Consider the following 23,946-nt stretch of genomic DNA (forward strand, 5'->3'; position numbering starts at 1 on the left):
ACCTGACCCNAGAACGACGGCAACAAGTACGAACCCATGATGACGCTGCGCCAGGGCCTGGTGCGCTCCAAGAACATGGTGTCGATCCGCATCCTGCAGGCCATCACGCCGCAGTACGCGCAGGACTACCTGACCCGCTTCGGCTTCGACAAGGCGCGCTGGCCCGCCGTGCTGCCGCTGGCGCTGGGCGCCGGCGGCGCCACGCCGCTGCAGGTGGTCAACGCCTACAGCGTGTTCGCCAACGGCGGCTACCGCGTCACGCCCTACCTGATCGACCGCGTCACCGACCGTTCCGGCAACGTGCTGATGCAGGCCCAGCCCGTGGTCGCCGGCGACGAGCAGGCGCGCGCCATCGACCCGCGCACCGCCTGGGTGATGGACGACATCCTGCGCGACGTGACCGTCAGCGGCACCGGCGCCCGCGCGCACCAGGTGCTCAAGCGCAACGACGTGGGCGGCAAGACCGGCACCACCAACGAGGCCGTGGACGTCTGGTTCTCCGGCTTCACGCCCAAGCTGGCCACCACCGTCTGGATGGGCTTCGACCAGCCGCGCTCGCTGGGCACCAACGAATTCGGCAGCGGCCTGGCGCTGACCACCTGGCTGGACTACATGCAGCCGGCGCTCAAGGGCATGCCGGAAAGCAAGCCCGCGCCGCGGCCCGACGGGCTGCTGGTGGACAACGGCGAATACTATTTCTCGGAATTCCCGCCGGGCCAGGCCGTGGCCTCGCTGGACCTGTCGTCCGGCGACGAGCTGACGGATTTCCTGAACAACCGCCGCTCCACCGATGGCGTGGACACCTCGGTCAAGCCGCTGCCGCCTCCTCCGGCGCCGGGCGGCGGCGCCGACGCGCCGATCCAGATGCCGCAGGCCCTGCCCATCCCGGTGCCCCAGGCCCGCAGCGCGCCGCCGGCCGGCGCGGCCTCCTTCCCGCCCATCCCGGTGCCGCGCGTCGACGCCGAGGCCCCGGCCCAGGCCGGCGCCGTCAGCGGCCCCGGCGCGCTGCCTGCGCGGCCGCTGTAATCGCCGCGCCGCGCGGGATCAGAGCTCCGTCACCACGTCGCGCGGCCAGGCCTGCAGCGACTCCAGCTCCAGGAAAGTGAAGTAGCCCGAGCGCCAGCCCTCGGTGTCGATGTGGTAGACATTGCCCAGCGCCAGCGGCGCGGCGACCGGGGTGTGGCCCGCCACCACCGCGCGCACGCCCTGGATGCCGCTGCGGTTCATCTGGCGCAGCCGCTCGCGCGACCATTGACAGGTCTCGGCGGTGCGCCGGTAGCGGTCCTGCAGCGCCGACTCCAGCCGCGGCCAGAACAGCACCGGGCAATCGGCGTGCAGCAGGCCCACCGTGCCGGCCTCGGTCTCGACCTCGATGGCGATCGGCAGCCGCTCGAACGCCTCGGCAAAAGCCTCCTGCCGCTCGCGCGGCAGATCCAGGAACCAGCCGCCGCCGTATTCCCGCCAGTTCTTCACATCCACCCGCCCCGTGCGCACGTGGCGGATGGCGTAGTCCTCGTGATTGCCCTGCACCGCATAGAACCAGGGCCGCGCCAGCCAGTCCAGCACCGCCTCGTTTTCCGGGCCGCGATCCACCAGGTCGCCCACCGAGAACAGCCGGTCCCGGGACGGCTCGAAACCCAGCTCGCCCAGGCTGTCCTCCAGGCGCGAAAAATGCCCGTGCAGATCGCCCACCGCGAAATCGCGGCCCTGCGTATTGCGCGGAACTTTGAGAAAACGCTGCTCCATGGCCTGCAAACCACCACTTTATCGATACACGACCTTTCCTTTTTAACCCGCTTTGGCGCGGCCCCCGCGCACAGTTCTTATCCGGCCCTGAAAAAATAGATGACGCGAATCAGTCTTATTCGTGATAACTTTGCATGTTTCTTACCCAGGGCTTAATCCGCCCTCCGGAAACCGCTCCCGCACCGCTTTGACTGCGCTGCCCGCGCCTCACACCATGACAGCCGCGTCCACCATCAAAACCTGGTATCTGGTCCATAAGTGGACCAGCCTGGTCTGCACGATCTTCCTGCTCATCATCTGCCTGACCGGCCTGCCGCTGGTGTTCCATCACGAGATCGAGCACTGGCTGGACGACGCCAAGCCGCTGTCGGACGTGCCGGCCTCCACCCCGCCGGCCAGCCTGGACAAGCTGGTCGGCGCCGCCCGCGCCATGTACCCGGGCGAAGTCGTGGACTACGTCTACGTCGACCCCGACGAACCCCAGGTCTACGTCGGCATGGCCAAGAAGCCCGGCGACGCCCTGGTGTCGGGCCATGCCGTGCGCATGGACGGGCGCACCGGCGACGTGCTGCTGGACGGCCCGCCGTACGTGGACGATCGCTTCACCTTCATGAACATCATGCTGGCCCTGCACGTGGACCTGTTCGCGGGGCTGGCCGGCGAACTGTTCCTGGGTTTCATGGGCCTGCTTTTCTGCGTGGCCATCGTCTCCGGCGTGGTGCTCTACGGCCCCTTCATGAAAAAGCTGGAGTTCGGCACGGTCCGCGCCGCCCGCTCCACCCGCCTGAAGTGGCTGGACCTGCACAACCTGCTCGGCATCGTGACGCTGGTCTGGGCCTTCGTGGTGGGCGTGACGGGCGTGATCAACGAACTGTCCACGCCGCTCTTCCGGCTATGGCAGTCCACCGAATTGCCGCGCATCCTGGAGCCCTACAAGGGCGCGGGCGTGCCCACCGAGCTGGCCTCGGTCCAGGGCGCCGCCGACACCGCGCTCAAGGCCGTGCCGGGCACCGTCGCCGGTTTCATCGCCTTCCCCGGCAACGCCTTCGGCAGCCCGCACCACTACATCGTCTGGATGCGCGGCGACACGCCGCTGACCTCGCGCCTGAACACGCCGGTGCTGGTCGACGGCCGCAGCGGCGAGCTCACCACCGTGGCCCGCATGCCCTGGTACCTGACCGCGCTGGAGCTGTCGCGCCCGCTGCACTTCGGCGACTACGCCGGCCTGCCGCTGAAGATCATCTGGGCGCTGCTGGACGTCATCACCATCATCGTACTGGCCAGCGGCCTCTACCTCTGGCTGGCGCGCCGCCGCGCCACCGAAGCCCGCATCGCCGAACTCGTGCGCAAGCACCAGGCGGCCGCCCAACCTCAACGGAATCCCGCATGACCAAGACGACCCGCGGTTTCATGTTCGTCTGGGGCGCGCCCATCGTCCTGGGCCTGCTCAGCGTATTCGGCCTGCTCGCCGCGCTGCTGGGCACCGGCGGCTGGCACTGGGCTTCCTGGGTCGCCCTGTCCATCCTGCTGGCGGTGATCGTGCGCTATTGGGCGTTTCCGGCGACGTAACGGCCTACGACCCGCCCGTCCACGCGAACGTTTCCGGGTCCGGCCCCAGGCGCTCGCCGTCGGGGATCGCGTCGATGGCGGCCATGTCGGCCGCCGACAGCTCGAAATCGAACACGTCGATGTTCTCCCGGATGCGCGCCGGCGTGACCGACTTCGGGATCACCAGCAGGCCGTGCTGCAAATGCCAGCGCAGCGTCACCTGCGCGGGGGATTTGCCGTATTTGCGCGCCAGGTCCACGATGGCCTTTTCCTTGGCCACGCCGCCCTGGGACAGCGGACTCCACGACTGCGTCGCGATGCCGTGCCGGGCATGGAACTCGCGCAGCGCGCGCTGGGCGAAGCCGGGATGCAGTTCGATCTGATTCACCGCGGGCGCGACGCCGGAGTCATCCATCAGCCGCTGCAGGTTGGCCTGGGTGAAATTGGAAACGCCGATCGCGCGCGCCAGTCCGTCGCGCTGCATCTCGATCATGGCGCGCCAGGCTTCCAGGTATTTGTCGCTGCCGGCCACCGGCCAATGGATCAGGTACAGGTCCACATAGGCCAGGCCCAGCTTCTGCAGGCTTTCGTCCATGGCCTTGCGGGCGTCGTCGTATCCATGCCGGTCGTTCCAGAGTTTGGTGGTGATGAACAGATCCTTGCGGGCCACGCCCGCGGCGCGCAGGCCCGCGCCCACGCCGGCCTCATTGCCGTAGATCGCCGCGGTGTCCACCAGGCGGTAGCCCGCCGCCAGCGCCGTCTTGACGCTGTCGGCGGCCTGCCCGTCCGGCACCTGCCAGACGCCCAGGCCCAGCTGCGGAATCCTGCCGCCGCCGTTCAATTCCACTACGGGTACGTTCGCCATAAAACCCTCCGTAACTAGCAATCGACTCTCGATGATACCCCCAGGGCCGGCAAGCCCCTGCCGGGCGGGATGGCCGCGGGTGCCCGATAATGCCGGTGTCCCGGCGCGCCGCGAGCGCGGCCGGCCCTGCTCACCACCCTGCTCCCTCCATGCCCGCTCCCGACACGCGGCCCGCGCGCCGCGGCAATCTGCACACATTGCGCACGCTGTTTCCCTACCTGTGGCCGCCCGGCCAGCCTGGCCTGAAGGCCCGCGTGGTGGCGGCCCTGCTGTGCCTGTTCGCCGCCAAGGCGGCCACCGTCTACGTGCCGCTGCTGTACAAGCAGGCGGTCGACCAGCTGGGCCAGGGCGCGCCGGGCACGGTGGCGGTGCCGGTGGGGCTGATCCTGGCCTACGGCTCGGCGCGCGTGCTGTCGCTGCTGTTCTCCGAACTGCGCGACGCCATATTCGCGCGCGTCGGCCAGCACGCCATCCACGCGGTGGGGCTGCGGATCTTCCAGCATCTGCACGCATTGGCGCTGCGCTTTCACCTGGCGCGCCAGACCGGCGGCCTGAACCGCGCCATCGAGCGCGGCACCAAAGGCATCCAGACGCTGCTGTCGTTCCTGCTCTTCAACATCCTGCCGACCTTCTTCGAAATCGGGCTGGTCTGTATCGTGCTGTGGAAGATGTTCGACGCCTGGCTGGCGCTGGCCACCGGCGCCACCGTCCTGCTGTATATCGGCTACACGCTGGCCGTGACCGAGTGGCGCACCAAGTTCCGCCGCCAGATGAACGAAACCGATTCGGAGGCCAACACCAAGGCCATCGAAAGCCTGCTGAACTACGAAACGGTCAAGTACTTCGGCAACGAGGAGCACGAAGCCCGCCGCTACGACGCCTCGCTCACGCGCTACGAACGCGCCGCCGTGCGCAGCCAGGTCAGCCTGTCCATCCTCAACATCGGCCAGGCCGCCATCATCTCGGCCGGCCTGACACTGGTGATGTGGATGGCCGCCAGCGGCATCGCCGACGGCCGCTACACGCTGGGCGATTTCGTGCTGGTCAACACCTACCTGCTGCAGCTGTATTCGCCGCTCAGCTTCTTCGGCTTCATCTACCGCGAGATCAAGCAGGCGATCGTGGACATGGAACGCATGTTCGAGCTGCTGGGGCAGGACCGCGAAATCGCCGACCGTCCCGGCGCCCGGCCGCTGCGCGTGACCGGCGGCGAAGTCGAACTGCGCGACGTGCGCTTCGGCTACGACGCGCGCAGGCCCATCCTCAAGGGCGTGAGCTTCACCATTTCCGCCGGCAAGACGGTGGCCGTCGTCGGCACCTCGGGCGCGGGCAAATCCACCATCGCGCGCCTGCTGTTCCGCTTCTACGACGCCGACGGCGGCGCGATCCTGGTCGACGGCCAGGACGTGCGCGAGGTGACCCAGGCCAGCCTGCGCGCGGCCATCGGCGTGGTGCCGCAGGACACCGTGCTGTTCAACGACACCATCCGCTACAACATCGGCTACGGCCGCCCGGGCGCCAGCGACGCCGAGATCGAGGCGGCCGCGCGCCTGGCGCACATCCACGACCTGATCATGGCCATGCCCGACGGCTACGGCACCCTGGTCGGCGAACGCGGCCTGAAGCTGTCGGGCGGCGAAAAGCAGCGCGTGGCCATCGCCCGCACCCTGCTGAAGAACCCCGCCATCTTCCTGTTCGACGAGGCCACCAGCGCGCTCGACACCCACACGGAACGCGAGATCCAGGCCAATCTGCGCGAAGTCAGCCAGGGCCGCAGCACCCTGATCATCGCCCACCGCCTGTCCACCGTGGCCGACGCCGACGAGATCATCGTGCTGGCCGACGGCCGCATCGTCGAGCGCGGCCGCCATCCGGCGCTGCTGGCGCAGGGCGGCGTCTACGCCGGCATGTGGGCCCGCCAGCAGGAAGGCCGCGCCGATTGACAAGCCCGGCCGCTTGCCCGACTATCGCACCCTTTGATCGCCAGGCCCCGCCATGCAGGACTCCACCGCCGCCCCCGCCATCCGCGTCTGCGCCGCCGCCGACCTCGTCAACGGCGGCCTGGGCGTGAAAGTCCCCGTCTCCGACGGCGCCGGACGCACCACCGCGTTCTTCGTGCGCTACCAGGACCGCGTGCATGGCTACCTGAACCGCTGCGCCCACGTGGGCGTGGAGCTGGACTGGGAGGGCAGCTTCTTCACCCGCGCCGGCGACCTGCTGATGTGCGCGCGCCACGGCGCGACCTACCAGCCCGACACCGGCCTGTGCGTGGGCGGCCCCTGTAAAAACGGCCGCCTGACCGCGCTGTCGGTCGAGGAACGCGACGGCGCCGTCTACTGGCGTCCCGCCGGCAAGATCCGGCCGCTGGACGACGCCTCCGCCTGAGGCGCTTGCGGCCGTTCGGCATAGCGGCGCGCCAGCACCGCGCAGACCATCAGCTGCATCTGGTGGAAGATCATCAGCGGCAGCACCACCACGCCCATCTGCGCCGTGCCGAACAGCACCGTGGCCAGCGGAATGCCCGAGGCCAGCGATTTCTTGGAACCGCAGAACACCAGGGTGATCTCGTTCTCCTTGGACAGCCCCAGCCTGCGCGCGCCCCAGGTCGTGATCAGCAGCACCGAACCGAGCAGCACGGCGTTGACCAGCACCATCGCCGCCATGTCGATGGCGGGAAACGTATGCCAGATGCCCTGCGCCACGGCCTCGCTGAACGCTGTGTAGACCGCCAGCAGGATCGAACTGCGGTCCACCTTGGCCAGCTTGCTGTTGTTGCGCTGCGCCCACGCGCCTATCCAGGGCCGCAGCAGGCTGCCGGCCGCGAACGGCGCCAGCAGCTGCAGCAGGATGCGGCCGGCGTCGGCCAGGCCGTGGCCCCCGCCCTGGCGGTGCAGCAGCAGCGCCACCAGCAGCGGCGTCAGCACGGTGCCCAGCAGGTTCGACGCCGTGGCCGCGCAGATCGCGCCCGGGATATTGCCGCGCGCCATCGAAGTCAGCGCGATCGAAGACTGCACGGTCGAGGACAGCGTGCACACGAACAGCACGCCCAACCAGAGCGACGGCGTCAGCAGGCCGGGAAACAGCGCGCGCAGGGCCAGCCCCAGCGCCGGAAACAGCAGGAAGGTGCAGGCCAGGATCAGCGCGTGCAGCCGCAGGTCCTTCACGCCCGCCACGATGGCCTGCGTCGACAGGCGCGCGCCATGCAGGAAGAACAGCAGCGCGATCGCCACGTTGCTGGCCACCAGCATGAAGGACGCGCCCCGGCCCGTGGCCGGGAATACGCTGGCCAGGACCACGGTGGCGATCAGGATGAGCGTGAACGAATCGGGAAGAAAGCGGCGCATGGCAGGGAATTCCGTGATGATCGGAGCCCACTATAGGCGCGCCTCTTGTCATCGTGAAGCCCGCTAGGTACTGTAGCTGCTATCGGTAATTCCTATGACCGCCATGCTCAACCCCCTGTGGCTCAACACCTTCGTCGCCGCGGCCGCCGCCCCCAGCTTCTCCGAAGCGGCGCGCCGGCTGGGCCTGGCCCAGCCCACCGTGAGCGAGCACATCCGCCAGCTGGAGCTGGCGCTCAAGCGCCGCCTGTTCCTGCGCGACACGCACTCGCTCGCGCTCACCAGCGACGGCCGCAGCCTGCTGGTGCATGCCGAGATCATCCTCGACGCGCACGAGCGCGCCGAACGCCTGTTCGACGCGCCGCGCCTGCGCGGCCGCGTGCGCCTGGGCACCTCGGACGACCTGGCCATGGGCCCGCTGCCCGACGTGCTGGCCGCCTTCCGCCTGGCCCACCCCGAGGTCGAACTGGACCTGACCATAGGCGTCACCAGCGAGCTCTACAAGCTGCTGGACGACAACGGGCTGGACGTCATGATAGGCAAGCGCCGCCGCGGCGACCGCCGCGGCCAGACCCTGCACAAGGAAGCGCTGCTGTGGCAGGCGCGCGAGGGCCTGCGCTTCGCGGCCGACCAGCCGCTGCCGCTGATCCTGCTGCGCGAGCCCAGCGTCACGCGCGGGCTGGCGCTGGACGCGCTGGCGCGCGCCGGGCGCAGTTGGCAGATCGTGTGCACCAGCACCAGCTACGCCGGCTGCCAGGCGGCCGCGCGGGCGGGCCTGGGCATTACCGTGCAGCCCTCGCACCTGGCCACCGCCGGACTGGCCGCGCCCGCGGCGGCGGCGCAATTGCCTGCGCTGCCCCAAGTGGAATTCATCGTGATTTCGGCGCCCGCGCCCAACCGGCCCACGCGCGCCCTGACCGACATCCTGATGCGCAGCACGCTGACCTGAGGCGCCGCAGATTATCCGGGCAGGTGGTCGGGCACGCCGTCGGCGTCCACGTGCGCCACCCGGTCCAGCGCGTTGCGCGCGGCCGACATGGCTTCCACCGTGCTGCGGAAACGCCGGCTGGCGTAGATTTCGAACGCCAGGTTCTCCGGCTCGGCGTCCTCGTCGCCGTCCTGCGCGCGGTCCAGCCGCCGCGTTTCCAGAAAGGCGCGCGGCGGCGTGCGGCCCTCGGGCTGGGTCGCATACGCGACCACCGAGTAACCGTTGATGATCTTCTCAGCCATGGCGGCTCCGTATGGCCGCGGCGCGGCCCCTGTTCAGGCTACGGCCCGCCGCCGCCAAACTTAAGCCGCCGCGGCCTGGCGCGTGCGCACGTAGGCCGCCACCTGGGCCAGCACGTCCGACAGGTCGGCCTGCAGTCTGGCGAAGCCCGCATTGCGTTCGCGCGTGGCTTCGTCCATGTACAGCGGGCGGCGGATCTCCACCTGCAGGCTGTGGCGGTTCAGTTCCGGCTGGCCGATCTGCGCGATCAGCTGCACGCCCTTGTAGGGGTCGTTGCGCGCCACCGTGTAGCCCTTGTCGCGCAGCGCCGTTTCGATCAGGGCGATGAATTCCGGCTCGCAGGTCGTGCCGTCGCGGTCGCCCAGCACGAAGTCGGCCAGCGGGTGTTCGCTCTTGCGGCCCAGGCGCTCGTAGGCGTCGTTGGGCATGGAATGCAGATTGAGGTGCCACACCGCGCCGAAGCGCTGGACGGTGCGCTGGATGGCCTCGGACAGGGCCGCATGGTAAGGCTGGTAATACGCCTGGATGCGGTGGCGCACTTCGGCCAGCGTCAGCCGGCGGTCGTAGATCGGCGTGGCCTTGTCCATCCGGCGCCAGATCAGGCCCTTGCCCAGGCGGGTCTTTTCGCCCGGCTCCAGCGGCTCGGGCCAGGGCTCGGCCAGCAGCTCCGGGTCCAGGTCGCGCAGCGTGCGGTTGGGGTCGATATAGACGCGCGGGAAGTTCGCGGCGATCAGCGTCGCGCCCAGGGCGGGCGCCGCCGACCACAACGCGTCGACGTGCGTGTCCTCGCCCTGGCGCAGTTGGGCCAGGCTGGCCGCCGCCCCGAAATCCGCCGGATAGCGCTCGCCGCTATGCGGCGAATCGCAAACCAGCGGCAGGGCCGGCGCCGTGGGCTCGTGCACGGAAACTGCGTCGAAGTCGGCGTGTGTCATGGTCAGTCAGCCTGGATGTTGGCGGTCTTGGCCACTTTGGCGTAGCGGGCCAGGGCCTGTTCGATCTGCGCCTGGAATTCCTGCGGCGTGGTGGGCATCAGCGTACCACCGACTTCCTCGGCCTTCTTGCGGAACTCCGGATCCTGCTGGGCCGTGCGCACGGCCTGGTTCAGGCGGTCCACCACGGCTTGCGGCGTGCCGGCCGGCGCCACCAGGCCGAACCAGCCGCCCGTGCCCATGTCGGGGTAGCCCAGCTCGATATAGGTGGGCACCTCCGGCAGCAGCGGCGAGCGCTCCATGCCCAGCACGGCCAGCGCGCGCAGCTTGCCGCCCTGCACCTGCGGCAGGGTCGAGGACAGGTTGTCGGTGATCGCGTCGACCTGGCCGCCCATCACGTCGTTCAGGGCCGGGCCCGCGCCGCGGTACGGCACGTGCAGCAGCTTGATGCCCGACAGCATCATGAAGTTCTCGATGTTCACGTGGCCCAGCGAACCCACGCCCGGCGAGGCGAAGCTGTAGCGCTCCGGCTCGGCCTTGGCCAGCTTCACGAACTCGGCCATGTTCTTGGCCGGGATATTGGGGTTGATCGCGAAAATGCTGGGCACGGCCACCACGTTGGCCACCGGCACGAAGTCCTTGACCGGGTCGTAGTTCATCTTGCGGAACACGGCCGGATTCGAGCCGTGCGTGCTCATCGTGGCCATGCCGAGGGTGTAGCCGTCCGGCGTGGCGCGCGCCACCTGCTCCATGCCCAGCGAACCGCCGGCGCCGGCCTTGTTCTCGACCACGATGGTCTGCTTCAGGTCGCGGCCGGCGTACTCGGCGATCAGGCGGGCCACGATGTCGGTCGAGCCGCCGGCGGCGAACGGCACCACCAGCTTGATCGGACGGGAGGGATAGTCGGCGGCCTGGGCCGCAGCGCCGGCGAAGGACAGGGAGGCGAACAAGCCGGCGAGCGCGAAGCGCGCGGACCGGCCGAAAGAACGGCGGGACATGGGGATGGCTCCGAAAATGGAAGGTCTATCGACAAGGCCGCCAGTGTCCGAACTTTACGGTCCCCTTTCAAACGACTATATTGCACTCTTTCATTACCAATGGTCATGCTAGATGCGCTTGCAGTCGCCCTCCATGTCCGAACTGCATGCGTTCATGACGGCCGCGCGCCTGGGCAGCTTCACGCAGGCGGCCGAAACCTTGTGCGTCACTCAGGGCGCGGTCAGCCGCGCCATCGCCCGCCTGGAGGCGCATTTCGGCCAGCCCCTGATGCACCGCAACGCCCACGGTCTGACCCTCACCGAAACCGGCCGCCGGCTCTATGACGGCGCGCATGCGCCCCTGCAGGCGATCGAGGCGCTCAGCGCCGAACTGCGCGCCGACGACCGCCGCCTGCGCCTGACCCTGTCGTCCGTGCCCACGCTGGCCAGCGCCTGGCTGGTGCCGCGCCTGCCCGATTTCCACCAGCGCCACCCCGAAATCCAGCTCGGCTTCGCGGCCTACCGGCGCAACGAGGATTTTTCGGGCGCCACGCCCGACGCCAGCATTCTTTCCGGCACGCCCGAGCAATGGCCCGGCTGGCAGGCCGACTACGTCATCGGCCGCGAAATGGTCGTGATCTGCCACCCTGCCCGGCTGGCCGCGCGCCGCGCGCAAGGGCTGTGGAGCACGCCCGCCGGCCTGCTCGGCGAAGCCCTGCTGTATCACACCAACGGCGTCGAAAACTGGGCGCAATGGTTCGCCGCCGCCGGCGTGCCGCGCGGCTCGGTCAAGCTGTCCAATGGTTTCGACCAGGTCTCCATCCTGGTGCGGGCGGTGATGGCCGACATGGGCATCGCCGTGCTGCAGCGCTGCCTGGTGCGCGACGACCTGCTTGCCGGAACGGTGGCGGCGCCCTTCCCCGAACTGCCGATACGCATCGCCCGCGGCTACCATCTGTGCGCGCCGGCACAGCGCCGCGACCACTACGCGCTGGCCTGTTTCCGGCAATGGCTGCTGGAGACCGCCGGCCGCGACCCCGACGTGCTGGCCGCCGGCAACGTCGCCTGAAGGCCCAGGTACGCGAAACACTTCATTTCGCGGCAGGGCCGGAAAATGCTTCAAAAGAAAACAAAACGGGCTCCTTACGGAGCCCGGCTCAACCGCGCGGCGCAACGCTCAAGGCGCGAGCTTGAATCCCAGGTCCACGCCCCACTTATCGGTTTCACGCAGCCATTTGGCGCCGCAGTTCAGGCAACGGAAGTGATCCTCGCGGCTTTCCTCGCGGCCTTTCTGCGTCGGGTTGGTAAATCCCTGGTGTCCGAGTTGAGCATGCGGCGCAACGCCAGCAAGGCCCGGGTTAATGCGTTGGCAAGCCAAGCACATAACGCTCATTGATGCTTCCCCACAAACAGTGTTTCCAAATTGTAAGGGATTTCACCAATGCTTTTCTATTAAATCGGGCCCTATCGCCACAAAAAATTGTTAACGCCACAATTAAACAACGCCGGGCATCGCCGCCAGGCAGGTCGCCAGGTGATAGGGCGACGTCGAAGGCATGTCCGGACGTGTAACAACTCCGTCCGCATTCAGGCATTCATACCAGCCGCCGGCATGCAGAAACCGCTTGCGGAAAACCTCCAGGCCCGCGGCCAGCGCCGGCAGATCGCCCTGCACCGCCAGCACCCGCAGGTATTCGGTCTGCGCCCAGATCCGGCGCGTGTCGTCGATGACCGCGCCGGATTCGTCCAGCGCCGCCACCACGCCCGCCTGGTCCACGCCGCGGCGGCGCGCCCATTGCACCGCGCGCGGCAGCGATTCGGCCAGGTCCAGGCCTTCGAACACCGCCGCCGAGCCATGCACCAGCGACAGCCACTCGAACTGGTGCCCCGGCTCCAGCCGGTTGCCGGCCGTGCCCTGCCGCTCCTCCGAGATGCACTGCGACGGCGCGTGCACGAAGCGATGGCTGATGCCCTGCGCCAGGCTGCGCAGATGCTGGGCGAACCGCGCCGGCTCCGCGACCTGCGCGGCCGCCAGATAGGCCTCGGTCAGATGCATCATGGGATTCTGCGCCGGCGCGCGCAGCGGCTGGCCCAGGTCCGGGCTCAGCGCGGCGTGATAGAGCGAATCGGCGGTCTTGAAGCGCGCCTCGATGGTCGCGGCCGTGGCCAGCATGAGCTTGCGCGCCTCGCCATTGCGGCTGCGGCGGAAATACGCCGCGCAAGCCAGCACGATGAACGCGTGGGTATAGAGATCCTGCGTGGCGTCGAGCGGGCGCGCCTGCGCGTCCACGCTATAACGCCAGCCGCCATGCTCCTCGTCGCGGAATACGCGGCGCAGCGACTCGAACAGAATATCGGCGTGCCGCCCGGCCGCCTCGCCCGGCGCCTCCGAGAAAACATAAAGCTGGCGCGCGCAGGCCATGGCCCGATAACGCGTCGCCGGCAACGCGGCGCCGCCAGCCGAATCCAGCGATTCGTACGGCAGGCCCAATGCGGTATTGAAACCCCGCCCCATCCACATGGGCAGGATGATGGAATCGAAATGCTCGCGCAGTGCGCGCACGTGCGCCGCGAGATTGGAATCGGTCTGTGCGGCAGTCATCTTGGAACGGCGCCTGCCCGGTCGGGGCTCCAGTTTTTGGAGCAGCAACGATAACCGAAATTTTCGCCGCAAACCGTTGAGCAATCTCCGCAGCCTCATGCACGCACAGACCGGTGCTACCGATCAACTCCGTCCAGGGCGTAAAGCCCTATCGGAAGATATTTTCCTCTACCCAATTCTGCGCGAATATCTCCGCGCGGTTACGCGCTTCATCCAGCGAAGCGCAATTACCCAGATGGGAAAACGCGGCATCGACTTCGGTGCCGCCCTCGGCCGTTACCGTCAGCAAAACGCCATATCCGCCGGTATCCATGGCCGCCGTGGAAACGTCGATCAGTACTTCCTGGTCACGATGCTGCATGTGCTACCTCCCAGTCGGTTACCTAAACGCGTGAACCACGCGTGACGTTGGCGGGAGCAGCGAGTCCCGCGCTAATGAATAGACCCGCAAACGTCACGCAAGTTCATCTTACTGGCGCCGGGGTCCCAGCGATACGCCAAAAAGCGACCAAATCGAGCATTTTTGCTTGGTAAATTCCCGCATCTGTCGCCAATGCTCGCGAATCCGCGAAATACTGCGCAAATGTTCGCAAAATGTGCGGCAACGGAGGTCACCAAACGATCAGGACGCAACAAAACGCGTCGGGCGCGCCGCAAAACCTGCGGAACGCGCCGGATCACGGCCGCAATGTGTGTGGTGCGAGTTTGCGCGGGCTATCTGAGATGAATGGCGCCCGGCTCTTCCATGCGCAGGGCCAGCCTGCCCTTGTCGGTGATGCGCCATTGGCCGTCGGCGCCGGCCTGGATGCAACGCAGCGTTTCCAACGCCTTCGCGACGTGTTCCGGCACCTCGGTCTGCTCGGCGCCCGGTTCGCCGTTATCGGCGACGACGCGCAACCAATGACCCAGTTCGCCTTTCTCGAAACGATGCAATGCCATGCGTGAACCTCTATAGAACCTTCTAACGATAGCACGCCGCTAGGCCAGCAGCCCGGGCAGCGACGAGGCCAGCAAGGCCAGGCCCGAGATGGTCAGCAGGCCCAGCACGACGCGGCGAAACGCCAGGTCGCTGATGCCCACGTAGACCCGCGTGCCCCACAGCGTGGGCACCAGCATGGCCGGCACGATCACGGCGAACAGCGGCAGCATCTCGCGCGTGACCAGGCCGGTGAACACATAGCTCGCCATCGTCACGATCAGCATGGACAGATTGAAGTTCTGGATCACCGCGCGCTGCACGTCGCGATCGAAGCCGCGCAAGGTGCACCACAGCGTCGGGATCACGCCGGTAAAGCCGCCGATGCCGCCCATGATGCCGCCCACCGCGCCCACCGCCGCGTCGGCCAGCCTGCCGCCCACGGCGATGCGCGGCAGCCTTGCGGCGAACAGCATGATCGGACACCAGATCGCCAGCAGCCCGCCGATGAACGCCTTGAACAGCAGCGGGTCCAGGTGCGGCAGCAGCCTGACGCCCAGCGGAATGCCGACGAGTCCGCCCGCGATGAACGGCAGCAGCCGGCCCAGCGCGAACCCGCGCCTGACGGTGAAGGCGGCCAGCAGCTGCCCGGTCAGCGCGCCGAACACCGCCATCGCCGCGGCCAGCTTGGGGTCCACCGCCCACGCCCAGAACGACATGGCCACCATGCCGAATCCGAAACCGGAAAGCCCCTGCACGAAACCGGCGGTCATGGCGCCGGCCGCGACCACCACATATAAGGAATCCATATCCCGCGTACGTCCGCATGCAAGCCGGGCCCTCCCGGCGCACGCCATTCTAGAGCGTTCCGTCCGGGATTCGGCCGGACGGGCGGATAAAGCAACGGTGCCAGGGAAAACCCCAGGACAATTCGTCTACATTCACTCCAGTACGCGGTATACTCAGCATATTCGAATCGTTTATCGACATTACCTGAGCCACTTATGCTGGAAATCAACCTGGATGCCACTGACATCCGTATCCTGAACGAACTGCAGCGCGACGCGCGCCTGACCAACGTCGAGCTGGCGGCCCGCGTCAACCTGTCGGCCTCGCCCTGCCTGGCCCGGGTCCGGCGGCTCGAAGCCGAAGGCCTGATCGACCGCCGCGTCACGCTGCTGAACGCGCGCAAGCTGGGCCTGAAGGTCAACGTCTTCATCCAGATCTCGCTGGACAAGCAGCGCAAGGCCGCGCTGGACGTATTCGAACGCGAAATCGCCGTGCTGCCGGAAATCATGGAGTGCTATCTGATGTCGGGCGACGCCGACTACCTGATCCGCGCGCTGGTGCCCGACGTCGACGCGCTCGAACGGCTCATCGTCGAACACATCACCCGCATTCCCGGCGTGGCCAGCATCCGCTCCAGCTTCGCGCTCAAACAGGTGCTCTACACCACCGCCGTGCCGCTGTCCTGAAACAGACGGCGCCCGCGATGCTTGCGGGATCGCCGGCCCCAGACCAAAATGGTCCAAAAAAAACGCCGCGCGGGCCGTCCGGCGCGCGCAACCCTGCCATCGTCTAGCAAGGAGCAGACCATGCCTGAAACCGACTGGTTCCCCGGCGGCACGCTACCCGATCGTCAGGGCTACTACGAAGTCGAATTCGACACCGGAGAAACCGAAATCACGCGCTACGGCCTGCTGGGCTGGGAACCCGCCCAGGACCGCGGGCGGATCAAGCGCTGGCGCGGCCTGGACCCCGGCATAGAAGCCGCCGAAATGCAGCGCGAAAACGCCGTGCGCGGCACTGGAGATACGTTGAACGGCTGAACCGACGCCCAAAAAAGAACGCCGCGGAAAACCTCCGCGGCGTTCTGCATTGCCGGCGCTGCGTTCAAAGATTCAGCTTCGAGATCTTGGTGCCGGCCAGCGACACGCCCGCCATCAGCCCGCCATTGTTCATCACGAAACCGACAATGGGCTGCTGCGCCGTATTGGTGTCGATGCGTCCGTTGGCGCCGATGTTGACGACGGCCACGGTGGCGTCGGCCCCCACGGTCCAGCCGCTGCTGTTACGGAATTTGTTGAGCGCCTCGTCGGTCATGAACAGCAGCACCATGGCCTTGGACTGCGCGCCCGCCTGGAAGCCGATGGAGCCCGCCGTCGTGCTGTAGTAGCCGGCCGGCGCGCCGCCGACCCGCAGCACGCCCTTGCCGTGTTCGGCGCCGACGATGAAGCTGCCGCTCAACACGTCGGGAAAGATCAGCACGCCTTTGGCGCGCGCGACCAGATCCTTGGACTGGGGCGACGCCTGATAAAGCTTGCCCAGCGTCGCATCGGCCGCGCTATTGAGCGACTGGCGCTGCTCGGTCGCCGAGGCCGAGGACTTGGGGCTGGTGGTCGTGCAACCGGCAAACAGCAGTCCGGCCGCGCCGATCGCCACGGCCACGCTCGCGCGGCGCAGGACAGGAAAAGTATCAAGCATGGAACTCTCCTTGTTGTTGTCACCTGTTCTATCAATGTACCGGGCAAATCGGCCAGCGCAAGGCACATGATTGTGCCAAACGCAACAAAACCTGCCCGACTCCAACGTCCGGCGACACGCGCCGCTACAAAATTCCGTAGCGCGGCTCGCCGGTGGCCTCATCCACCGACACGATGCCCGACAGCACCAGCTCGGCGTGACGCCGCGCGAGCCCGGCGTCGGCGAAGGTCACGAAACGCGGCAGCGACCAGCGCCGCGGCGCATCCTCGCCTTCGGCCCGGCTCACCGCCACCTCGATCGCCAGCACGCCGTCGCCCAATCTGACGACCTGGCATTCCACCTGAAAGCCATCGATATGACGCTGTGGCCACGCGCCCATGCCATCCTCCGAAAGTGTCTTTACCGGGGCGCAATATGCCAAAAATAAATCGGCTTGAAAAGCAATGTTTTCAAGGGGTTATGAAGCACTAGAAGACCTAGTGCGAACGCATCTTGCATGCGCCGGAAAACCCGCCGAAACCGCGTCTGTTCGAGTGTGCATTGCATCTTGTATTTCACTTCTGCAGTGCGTACTGCAAAATACGCCGAAACCCGCAGCCACAAGAGCCCCCATGAACCATCCCGCTTTCGAACCCGACACCGCGCCGCTGGAAGTCCTGCCGCGCGATCTCTCCGCCTACCGCGACGGTAATGTCGGCATCCCTTACGTCCACCGTTTCGAATCGGGCCGCCCCGGCCCGCACGCGCTGATCAACGCCATCACCCACGGCAACGAAATCTGCGGCATGGTGGCCGCCACCCACCTGCTCGACAGCGGCGTACGGCCCAAGATCGGCACGCTCACGGTCAGCTTCGCCCACGTCGAAGCCTACGAGGCCTTCGATATCGAGCAGCCCTACGAAAACCGCCAGCTGGTGCACAACCTCAACCGCATCTGGTCGGCCGACATGCTCGACGGCGCCGAGGACAGCCCCGAACTGCGCCGCGCGCGCGAACTGCGGCCCGTGCTGGACGCCGCCGACTACGTGCTCGACATCCATTCCACGCGCGCCCCGGTCCAGCCCTTCTGGGTCTACACCGAAATGCCGCGCAACACCGCGCTGGCCAGCGCCGTCGGCGCGCCCGAAATCCATCTGGTCATGCCGCCGGGCATATTCCCCGGCACCGGCGTCATGAGCTATGGCCGCCACGGCGAACTGGACTCCGACAGCGGCGGCTCGCTGGTGGTGGAATGCGGCCAGCACTTCGCCCAGTCCGCCGCCACGCTGGCCACCGAGGTCTCGCTGCGCTTCCTGGCCCACCTGGGCCTGATCGACGCGCCCGCCGACGCGGCGCCGCCGCCGGCGCCGCGGCGCTACCGGCTGCTCGAAGTCCACATGGTCAAGTCGCCGGACTTCCGCTTCACGCGGCCGGTCATCGGCTTCGAGACCTTCGACAAGGGCGAGCTGATCGCCGTCAACGGCGCCGAGGAAATCCGCTCGCCATGCGACGCCTGCACCATCTTCATGCCCACGCGCATGCCCATCGTCGGCCGCGAAGCCGTGTACCTGACCGTGGCGGCATGACCCGGCCCGCGCCGGGCCGCGGACCTCAAAGGTCCGGGATCAGGCGCTTGCCCATGCTGATGACCTCGTCCTGACGGAACCCCAGGGTTTCATAGAAACCCTGCACCGCCAGATTGCCCGACCGTATCAGCAGATTGATCTTCGGACAGCCCATCTCCAGCAGCTTGCGCTCCACCGCGCGCATCAGCGCCGTCGCATGGCCGCGGCGCTGGTGCGCCGGCGACACCGCCAGGTAATTGATCCATGCGCGGTGCCCGTCATAGCCGCCCATCAGCGCCGCGACGATCGCGCCATCGGCCTCGCCCACCAGAAACAGCTCCGGCTGCACCGTCAGCTTGCGGGCGATGTCCTTGCGCGGATCGTTCCACGGACGCGTCAGCCCGCAGTCGCGCCACAGCTGGATGACGGCGGCCTCGTCGCGCGCGTGGTAAGGCCGGATGGCGAGGTCTGGATAGTTCATGCTTCGTTCCTTCCATAAGGGAAAAGAGGGAAACGAAAGCCTTGCGATACGCCTCGATAGCGGAAACAGCGGAACAAGAACGAAAAAGCCACGAGGAATATCGTGGCTTTCGGGGAAAGACGCTGAAGACTCAGCGTCCGGATGCGACCAGCCACTCAACGCAGGCGTCGAGTGACTCGTCGGCAGGAAGCGCCGGACAGCGGCGCGCAATCGGGTGTTTGCATGAACGCAAGCATACCGAAGGAGACGGCCGCCGCCAACAGGCCGCTCAGCGAAATTGGAGCCGCAACAGTCGCTTCCGCATCCTAGGGTTAGCCGCAATTTCCACGTCCGGACGCTACACGTACCTTTTCCATAAATATGTTTATCGTACAAAGTCGCAACCAGAAACCGGAGCAGCACGTGGTCTAGCAAAACCAACCCAAGGGGAAGTCGTCATGAAGCGTCGCAGTGCGTTGAAACTGATGGGTAGCGCGGCCGGCCTGGCCCTGGCAGGCAGAAGCTGGTCTCAAGACGGGCCCTACCCGTCGCGAACGATCAAGATCATTGTCTCTTCCACCCCCGGAAGCGCGACCGACCTGGCCGGAAGGCTGGTCGGCGACCTGCTCTACGCCAGGTACGGGCAAAGCGTGGTCATCGAAAACCGCGCCGGCGCAGGCGGCGTGATCGGCATGCAGGCCGCCGCGGCGGCCAGGCCGGACGGCTACACGCTGACGACGGGAGGCCTGGGACACAATGTGCTGCCGCCGGCGACATTGCGCGGGCTGCCGCTGGACATTCCCACCGCCCTGTTGCCCATCGCCCAGGTCGCGGAATTCGTCAATGCGCTGGTGGTGCGCACCGACCACCCGGCCAACTCGGTGCCGGAACTCATCGAATACCTGCGCGCCAGCAAGCGCAAGCCGCTCTACGGCAGCAACGGCGTCGGCAGCTCGTCGCAAATGACGGCGGAACTCTTCGCCATGCGCACCGGATTGAAATTCGACCATGTGCCCTACAAGGGCGCCGCCGATGCACTGGTGGGCACGGCCAACGGCGATCTCGACATCTGTTTCATGAACCTTCCGCCCACGCTGGCCATGGTGGAAGGCAGGCGCCTGAAGGCCCTGGCCGTCACCAGCGCCTATCGCGCGCGGCAATTGCCCGACGTGCCCACCATGCAGCAGCAAGGCATGACGGACTTCGACGTGACCAGTTGGCTGGGCATGTACGCGCCCGCCAAAGTGGATCCGGCCATCATCGCGCAGCTGTCGGACGCCATCGTCACGGGCCTGGCCACGCCTGAATTCCAGTCGCGCATCATCGGCGCGGGGTTCGAGCCCAAGCTGCGCGACGCGGCGCAGTTCCAGGCCTTCTCGGCCTCGGAGTTCAAGCGCTGGAGCGAAGTGGCCCAGAAGGCCGGCATCGTGGTCGCCTACGGCGGCAAATAGCCCCTGGAAAGCCGGGACGCCCGATGGGCGTCCCGCTTCGCGCCGCGAAGTTCAGCCGCGGGCTTCCCACACCTGCGGGTTGACCATGGCCTGCGGCTTGCGCCCGGCCAGCGCGTCCAGCAGGTTGGCCACCGCCAGGTCGATCATGGCGCGCCGCGTCTCGTGGGTGGCGCTGCCCACGTGCGCCTGCAACACCACGTTGGGCAGCTCGCACAAGGGGCTGGACGGCGGCAGCGGCTCCTGCTCCATCACGTCCAGGCCGGCGCCGGCGATCGTGCCGCTGCGCAGCGCCTGGACCAGCGCCGCCTCGTCCAGCACCGGGCCGCGCGCCGTATTGATGACATAAGCCGTAGGCTTCATCAGCTCGAATTCACGCTTGCCCACGGAATGGCGCGTCTCGGCCGACAACGGGATGTGGATGCTCAACACGTCCGAGGACTTGAACAGCTCGTCGCGCCCGACGTAGGCGGCCAGGCCTTGCACCGACGGATCCTCGCGCCGGTTGTGATAGATCACCTTCATGTCGAAAGCCTGCGCCGTGCGCGCCACCACCTTGCCGATACGGCCCATGCCGAGCAGGCCCAGCGTCTTGCCGCGTATGTCCGTGGTCAGTGGAAACGCGCCCTTGGTCCAGGCGCCGCTGCGCACGAACGCGTCGCCGGCCACCAGGTTGCGGGCCAGGCACAGCATCAGGCCGATGGTCACGTCCGCGACCGCGCCGTCCAGCACGCCGGGCGTATTGCAGATGAGCACCTGGCGGCGGTTGGCCGCGTCCAGATCGACGTTGTCGAATCCCACGGCGAAATTGGAACTGACGGCAAGCGCGGGAAAAGCGTCGAGCAACGCCTGGTCCACGCGGGTGCGCACCGTGCAGACCATGCCAGCGACTTCGGCGCGCTGCGCCTCGGGCACGGCTTGCGCGGGGTTCTGCCCCACGGGCACGTCGATGATTTCACAGGCGGCGGCCACACGCTCGCGCAGATCGGCGGGCACCGGCGCGGATACGATGATTTTCGGTTTTTGGCTCATTGCGGCTCCATAAGATTCAGGGTTCGATCGATTCGACGTCGGTGGCGAACACTTGCTGCTCTCCGGCGTCGGCCAGGGAGGGATCCCCGGGATGACTGAGGTAGCGGACGATCAGCCAGAACCCGTCCTGCGGGTTCTCCACGATTTCGGCGACGGCGCCGTCGGCCATGCGCACGCGCACGCCGGGCCGCAGATCGACCAGGTTGATGGATTTGTTGTCGGCCATGGCGGCGGCTCCCGGCGGGCTACAGCGCGAGCTGCGTCGCGGGCACGCGCAGGCGGATGCCATCCAGCTCGGGCCTCATGATCACCTGACAGGACAGCCGGCTGGTCGCGCAGCGCTCGGGCACCACCTCCAGCAGCGCCTCCTCGGCCATGCCCGGCGGTTCGAGCCGGTCGAACCAGGCCGGATCGACCTGCACGTGGCAGGTGCCGCAGATGGCGCCCCCGCCGCACTCTGCGACGATGCCTTCCAGGCCGTCGCGCCTGGCGGCCTCCATCAGCGACCAGTCATCGGGAACGTCCAGCACCAGTTCGGCGCCATCCGGCAATTCAAAAACTGCAGAAGACATATGACCACCTTTTCACGAGGCTGATTCCAGCGTGCCGATGCGCGGCACGCCCTTGATGAATTCGACCGGGCTGTCCACGGCTTCTATCGCCGCCAGCCGGCCTCCCTGATAACGCTCCACCAGCCAACCCTTGGCCGTGGGCAAAAGCACGTCGCGGCAGGGCTGCGCCGGGTTCACCAGTCCCGCCATCTGCAGCCGGCGCCCGTGCTGCTCGGACCAGAAGGTCGGCGGACGCGGCGCGGGGGCGCTTCTGCCGGCGATGGCGGCGGCGGCGATGCGCGCCTGGGCCAGCGCGTTCTGCACGCTTTCTATGCGCGCATGGCGCTGCAATTCACTGCGGAAAGCGCTGGCGCAATCCCCTATCGCATATACGCCGGGCGCGGAGGTCCGGCAGCATTCATCCACCACCACGCCGTCCAGGCAGTCCAGCCCCGACGCTTCGGCCACCCCCGTCTCCGCGACCGCGCCGACGGACACCAGCACCAGCTCCGCTTCCTCCACGGACCCGTCGACCAGGTGTGCGCGCCAGCCCGCCGCCGTGCGCTCCCAGCGCTGCACCGCCACGCCGTGCCGTATCGCAATGCCGGCGTCGCGGTGGATGGCGCCGATGCGCGCCGCGGTCGGCTCGGACACCTTGCCGCCCATGACCTGGCCGCCCTGCTCCAGCACCGCCACCTCGGCGCCCAGCTTGCGCGCCGAGCACGCCGCTTCCAGGCCCAGGTATCCCGCGCCCAGCACCAGCAGTCGGCTGCCCGGGCGCAACGCTGCGCGCAGGCGGCGCGCATCGTCCAGCCCGCGCACCGCATGCACGCCTGCGCCCGCCACGCCTGCGATGTCCCGGGCCCGCGCACCGGTCGCGAGCACGCAATGCTCGTAGCTCACGCGACGACCGGAACGCGTGAGCAGGACGCGGGCGGCGGTGTCCAGGCGCTCCACCGGATCGCCCGCCACGAATGCCACGCGCGACTTTTCGTAGGCCTCGCCGGCGCGCAAGGCGATGCGCTCCTCGCTGGTCGAGCCGGTCAAGAGGGCCTTGGACAGCGGCGGGCGCTCGTAGGGCGCGTGCCCTTCGGCGCCGAACAGCGCCAGGTCGCCCTCGATGCCGGCCGCGCGCAGCGCCCAGGCGCATTCGACGCCGGCGTGTCCCGCGCCGACGATGGCCGTATGCACGTGGCGCAAGCGGGAAAGATCTTCCATACGACTCAGGCTCCGAACTTCAGGGATACATTGGCGCGCGTCGCGACCTGCTTCCAGCGGACCAGCTCCGCGCGATTGAGCTCGGCGAAGGCGGCCGCCGACGAAGGCTTGGGCTCGAAGCCGGCGGCGCTCAGCGTCTCGCGCGAGGCGGCCTGGCCCATGCCCTGCTCCAAGGCGGCGCTCAGCGCCTGCACCACGTCGGCCGGCATGCCGGCCGGGCCGTACAGGCCCAGCCAACTGGTCACGTCGAAATCCGCCATGCCCTGCTCGGCCATGGTGGGCACGTCCGGCAACTGCTTGCTGCGATAGCCGCTGGTGACCGCGATCGGCCGGATGGAGCCCTTGCGGATCAGGCCCATCACGGGCGGCAGGTTGCTGAAGCTGAAGTCCAGGTTGCCGTTGACCACGTCGATGAGCATCTCGCCGCTGCCCTTGTACGGCACGTGCAGCAGGTCGATGCCCGCGCGCTGTGCGAAGAACGCCGTGGTCATGTGCACCGACGTTCCCACGCCGTTCGACCCGTACTTGAGCGCTTCCTCGCCCCGCGCCCGGGCCGCCGCGAGCAGGTCGGCGACGCTGCGGATCGGCGAATCGGCGCGCACGATCAGCACATTGACGAACTCCGCCATCTGCCCGATCGGCGTGAACGCGCGCGCCGTGTCCAGCGGCAGCCCCGTGACCGTGGCCATCGGCAGGACCATGCCGCCCAATCCGTTGAGCAGCAGCGTATAACCATCGGGCGCCGCCGACGCCACCTGCTGGCTGCCTATCATGCCGTTGGCGCCGGGACGGTTCTCGACCACCACCGGCTGCCCGAACTTCCTGCTCAGGATCTCGCCGGCCAGCCGTCCGGCCACATCCGTCACGCCGCCCGGCGGGTACGGCACGATCAGGCGAATCGGCCTGGAAGGAAAGGCCGCCGCGCCCGCCCGCGGCGCGCCGGCCGCGCCCATCGCGGCCGCGGCGGCCAAGGCTTTCAATACAGTGCGTCTATGCATGCTGCGACTCCAGGTAGGGGCGTGCCGCGCCCTCAGCGGACAGGCCCTGATCGGAAGGA

General features: G+C 67.8%; 29 protein-coding genes and 1 pseudogene. 11 read left to right on the top strand and 19 right to left on the bottom strand.

Features of this window, described 5'->3' with window-relative positions; translation table 11 throughout:
* Nucleotides 1-6: 6 nt before the first annotated feature.
* Nucleotides 7-1,026: pseudogene (locus C1I89_RS04740) on the top strand (penicillin-binding transpeptidase domain-containing protein); the annotation flags it as partial.
* Between the two features lie 18 nt (nucleotides 1,027-1,044).
* Here the strand turns inward: C1I89_RS04740 and C1I89_RS04745 are convergent.
* Complete coding sequence (locus C1I89_RS04745) at nucleotides 1,045-1,746, bottom strand: metallophosphoesterase (protein ID WP_102771865.1); 702 nt, start codon at nucleotides 1,744-1,746, stop codon at nucleotides 1,045-1,047.
* 214 nt (nucleotides 1,747-1,960) lie between these two features.
* Between C1I89_RS04745 and C1I89_RS04750 the strand changes: the two genes are divergently transcribed.
* Entirely contained in the window at nucleotides 1,961-3,136 is a 1,176-nt protein-coding gene (locus C1I89_RS04750; protein ID WP_102771866.1) for a PepSY-associated TM helix domain-containing protein, read from the top strand.
* Entirely contained in the window at nucleotides 3,133-3,315 is a 183-nt protein-coding gene (locus C1I89_RS04755; protein ID WP_102771604.1) for a hypothetical protein, read from the top strand. The genes C1I89_RS04750 and C1I89_RS04755 overlap by 4 nt, the downstream gene beginning before the upstream one ends.
* 4 nt (nucleotides 3,316-3,319) lie before the next feature.
* On the opposite strand, the gene C1I89_RS04760 is transcribed toward C1I89_RS04755, so the two are convergent.
* Nucleotides 3,320-4,159 (bottom strand): aldo/keto reductase, encoded by an 840-nt coding sequence (locus C1I89_RS04760; protein WP_102771605.1) that lies wholly within the window; start codon nucleotides 4,157-4,159, stop codon nucleotides 3,320-3,322.
* Nucleotides 4,160-4,308: 149 nt separating this feature from the next.
* On the opposite strand from C1I89_RS04760, the gene C1I89_RS04765 reads away from it, so the two are divergent.
* Both C1I89_RS04765 and C1I89_RS04770 read left to right on the top strand, forming a co-directional pair.
* On the top strand, nucleotides 4,309-6,102 hold the full coding sequence (locus C1I89_RS04765; protein WP_181390881.1) for an ABCB family ABC transporter ATP-binding protein/permease: 1,794 nt from the start codon (nucleotides 4,309-4,311) through the stop codon (nucleotides 6,100-6,102).
* Nucleotides 6,103-6,154: 52 nt separating this feature from the next.
* Nucleotides 6,155-6,544, top strand: coding sequence for a Rieske (2Fe-2S) protein (locus tag C1I89_RS04770; RefSeq protein WP_102771606.1), 390 nt, complete (start codon nucleotides 6,155-6,157; stop codon nucleotides 6,542-6,544).
* Here the strand turns inward: C1I89_RS04770 and C1I89_RS04775 are convergent.
* A complete protein-coding gene (locus C1I89_RS04775; protein WP_102771607.1) occupies nucleotides 6,493-7,503 on the bottom strand; it encodes a bile acid:sodium symporter family protein in 1,011 nt (336 codons plus the stop codon). The genes C1I89_RS04770 and C1I89_RS04775 overlap by 52 nt on opposite strands.
* Nucleotides 7,504-7,606: 103 nt before the next feature.
* Here C1I89_RS04775 and C1I89_RS04780 point away from each other — a divergent pair, with 103 nt between their 5' ends.
* A complete protein-coding gene (locus C1I89_RS04780) occupies nucleotides 7,607-8,449 on the top strand; it encodes a LysR family transcriptional regulator (RefSeq protein WP_102771868.1) in 843 nt (280 codons plus the stop codon).
* A gap of 11 nt (nucleotides 8,450-8,460) precedes the next feature.
* On the opposite strand, the gene C1I89_RS04785 is transcribed toward C1I89_RS04780, so the two are convergent.
* The 3 genes from C1I89_RS04785 to C1I89_RS04795 are packed head-to-tail and all read right to left on the bottom strand — an operon-like array spanning nucleotide 8,461 to nucleotide 10,655.
* A complete protein-coding gene (locus C1I89_RS04785; RefSeq protein WP_102771608.1) occupies nucleotides 8,461-8,730 on the bottom strand; it encodes a hypothetical protein in 270 nt (89 codons plus the stop codon).
* A 60-nt stretch (nucleotides 8,731-8,790) separates the two neighbouring features.
* On the bottom strand, nucleotides 8,791-9,660 hold the full coding sequence (locus tag C1I89_RS04790; protein ID WP_102771609.1) for an N-formylglutamate amidohydrolase: 870 nt from the start codon (nucleotides 9,658-9,660) through the stop codon (nucleotides 8,791-8,793).
* A 2-nt stretch (nucleotides 9,661-9,662) separates the two neighbouring features.
* Nucleotides 9,663-10,655 (bottom strand): Bug family tripartite tricarboxylate transporter substrate binding protein, encoded by a 993-nt coding sequence (locus C1I89_RS04795; RefSeq protein ID WP_102771610.1) that lies wholly within the window; start codon nucleotides 10,653-10,655, stop codon nucleotides 9,663-9,665.
* 112 nt (nucleotides 10,656-10,767) lie between these two features.
* Here C1I89_RS04795 and C1I89_RS04800 point away from each other — a divergent pair, with 112 nt between their 5' ends.
* Nucleotides 10,768-11,703, top strand: coding sequence for a LysR substrate-binding domain-containing protein (locus tag C1I89_RS04800; protein ID WP_102771611.1), 936 nt, complete (start codon nucleotides 10,768-10,770; stop codon nucleotides 11,701-11,703).
* A gap of 108 nt (nucleotides 11,704-11,811) precedes the next feature.
* Here the strand turns inward: C1I89_RS04800 and C1I89_RS35570 are convergent, their stop codons facing one another.
* From C1I89_RS35570 to C1I89_RS04825, 5 genes are all read right to left on the bottom strand, one after another.
* Complete coding sequence (locus C1I89_RS35570; protein WP_102771612.1) at nucleotides 11,812-12,027, bottom strand: hypothetical protein; 216 nt, start codon at nucleotides 12,025-12,027, stop codon at nucleotides 11,812-11,814.
* Nucleotides 12,028-12,129: 102 nt separating this feature from the next.
* The gene (locus C1I89_RS04810; protein WP_102771613.1) at nucleotides 12,130-13,236 is read right to left on the bottom strand and encodes an AGE family epimerase/isomerase; all 1,107 of its coding nucleotides are present in this window, start codon (nucleotides 13,234-13,236) and stop codon (nucleotides 12,130-12,132) included.
* A 148-nt stretch (nucleotides 13,237-13,384) separates the two neighbouring features.
* Nucleotides 13,385-13,597 carry a hypothetical protein gene (locus C1I89_RS04815; RefSeq protein ID WP_102771614.1) on the bottom strand — a complete coding sequence of 71 codons (213 nt, stop codon included), beginning with the start codon at nucleotides 13,595-13,597 and terminating at the stop codon, nucleotides 13,385-13,387.
* Between the two features lie 353 nt (nucleotides 13,598-13,950).
* Nucleotides 13,951-14,175 (bottom strand): hypothetical protein, encoded by a 225-nt coding sequence (locus tag C1I89_RS04820; protein ID WP_102771615.1) that lies wholly within the window; start codon nucleotides 14,173-14,175, stop codon nucleotides 13,951-13,953.
* 39 nt (nucleotides 14,176-14,214) lie between these two features.
* Complete coding sequence (locus C1I89_RS04825) at nucleotides 14,215-14,961, bottom strand: sulfite exporter TauE/SafE family protein (protein ID WP_102771616.1); 747 nt, start codon at nucleotides 14,959-14,961, stop codon at nucleotides 14,215-14,217.
* A 195-nt stretch (nucleotides 14,962-15,156) separates the two neighbouring features.
* Between C1I89_RS04825 and C1I89_RS04830 the strand changes: the two genes are divergently transcribed.
* A complete protein-coding gene (locus C1I89_RS04830) occupies nucleotides 15,157-15,627 on the top strand; it encodes an Lrp/AsnC family transcriptional regulator (protein WP_102771617.1) in 471 nt (156 codons plus the stop codon).
* A 120-nt stretch (nucleotides 15,628-15,747) separates the two neighbouring features.
* Nucleotides 15,748-15,981: a hypothetical protein gene (locus tag C1I89_RS04835; protein WP_102771618.1), complete on the top strand. Its 234-nt coding sequence runs from the start codon at nucleotides 15,748-15,750 to the stop codon at nucleotides 15,979-15,981.
* Between the two features lie 64 nt (nucleotides 15,982-16,045).
* Here the strand turns inward: C1I89_RS04835 and C1I89_RS04840 are convergent, their stop codons facing one another.
* Both C1I89_RS04840 and C1I89_RS04845 read right to left on the bottom strand, forming a co-directional pair.
* On the bottom strand, nucleotides 16,046-16,636 hold the full coding sequence (locus tag C1I89_RS04840) for a BPSL1445 family SYLF domain-containing lipoprotein (protein ID WP_102771619.1): 591 nt from the start codon (nucleotides 16,634-16,636) through the stop codon (nucleotides 16,046-16,048).
* Between the two features lie 124 nt (nucleotides 16,637-16,760).
* Nucleotides 16,761-17,015, bottom strand: coding sequence for a hypothetical protein (locus tag C1I89_RS04845; protein WP_102771620.1), 255 nt, complete (start codon nucleotides 17,013-17,015; stop codon nucleotides 16,761-16,763).
* 232 nt (nucleotides 17,016-17,247) lie between these two features.
* On the opposite strand from C1I89_RS04845, the gene C1I89_RS04850 reads away from it, so the two are divergent.
* A complete protein-coding gene (locus tag C1I89_RS04850) occupies nucleotides 17,248-18,201 on the top strand; it encodes a succinylglutamate desuccinylase/aspartoacylase domain-containing protein (protein WP_102771621.1) in 954 nt (317 codons plus the stop codon).
* Between the two features lie 25 nt (nucleotides 18,202-18,226).
* Here C1I89_RS04850 and C1I89_RS04855 read toward each other — a convergent pair whose 3' ends face one another.
* A complete protein-coding gene (locus C1I89_RS04855) occupies nucleotides 18,227-18,661 on the bottom strand; it encodes a GNAT family acetyltransferase (RefSeq protein WP_102771622.1) in 435 nt (144 codons plus the stop codon).
* Between the two features lie 437 nt (nucleotides 18,662-19,098).
* Between C1I89_RS04855 and C1I89_RS04860 the strand changes: the two genes are divergently transcribed.
* Nucleotides 19,099-20,091 (top strand): Bug family tripartite tricarboxylate transporter substrate binding protein, encoded by a 993-nt coding sequence (locus C1I89_RS04860; protein WP_246842404.1) that lies wholly within the window; start codon nucleotides 19,099-19,101, stop codon nucleotides 20,089-20,091.
* 51 nt (nucleotides 20,092-20,142) lie between these two features.
* Here the strand turns inward: C1I89_RS04860 and C1I89_RS04865 are convergent, their stop codons facing one another.
* The 5 genes from C1I89_RS04865 to C1I89_RS04885 are packed head-to-tail and all read right to left on the bottom strand — an operon-like array spanning nucleotide 20,143 to nucleotide 23,887.
* Nucleotides 20,143-21,120, bottom strand: coding sequence for a 2-hydroxyacid dehydrogenase (locus tag C1I89_RS04865; RefSeq protein WP_102771624.1), 978 nt, complete (start codon nucleotides 21,118-21,120; stop codon nucleotides 20,143-20,145).
* A 16-nt stretch (nucleotides 21,121-21,136) separates the two neighbouring features.
* Nucleotides 21,137-21,346: a hypothetical protein gene (locus tag C1I89_RS04870; protein ID WP_102771625.1), complete on the bottom strand. Its 210-nt coding sequence runs from the start codon at nucleotides 21,344-21,346 to the stop codon at nucleotides 21,137-21,139.
* Between the two features lie 19 nt (nucleotides 21,347-21,365).
* A complete protein-coding gene (locus tag C1I89_RS04875) occupies nucleotides 21,366-21,692 on the bottom strand; it encodes a 2Fe-2S iron-sulfur cluster-binding protein (protein WP_102771626.1) in 327 nt (108 codons plus the stop codon).
* Nucleotides 21,693-21,704: 12 nt separating this feature from the next.
* Nucleotides 21,705-22,889: an NAD(P)/FAD-dependent oxidoreductase gene (locus tag C1I89_RS04880; RefSeq protein WP_258231330.1), complete on the bottom strand. Its 1,185-nt coding sequence runs from the start codon at nucleotides 22,887-22,889 to the stop codon at nucleotides 21,705-21,707.
* A gap of 5 nt (nucleotides 22,890-22,894) precedes the next feature.
* Nucleotides 22,895-23,887, bottom strand: a complete 993-nt coding sequence (locus C1I89_RS04885; protein WP_247747596.1) for a Bug family tripartite tricarboxylate transporter substrate binding protein — start codon at nucleotides 23,885-23,887, stop codon at nucleotides 22,895-22,897.
* Between the last annotated feature and the right edge of the window lie 59 nt (nucleotides 23,888-23,946).

The organism is Achromobacter pulmonis (genome assembly GCF_002885955.2).
Taxonomy (GTDB): Bacteria; Pseudomonadota; Gammaproteobacteria; order Burkholderiales; family Burkholderiaceae_B; genus Achromobacter; species Achromobacter pulmonis_A.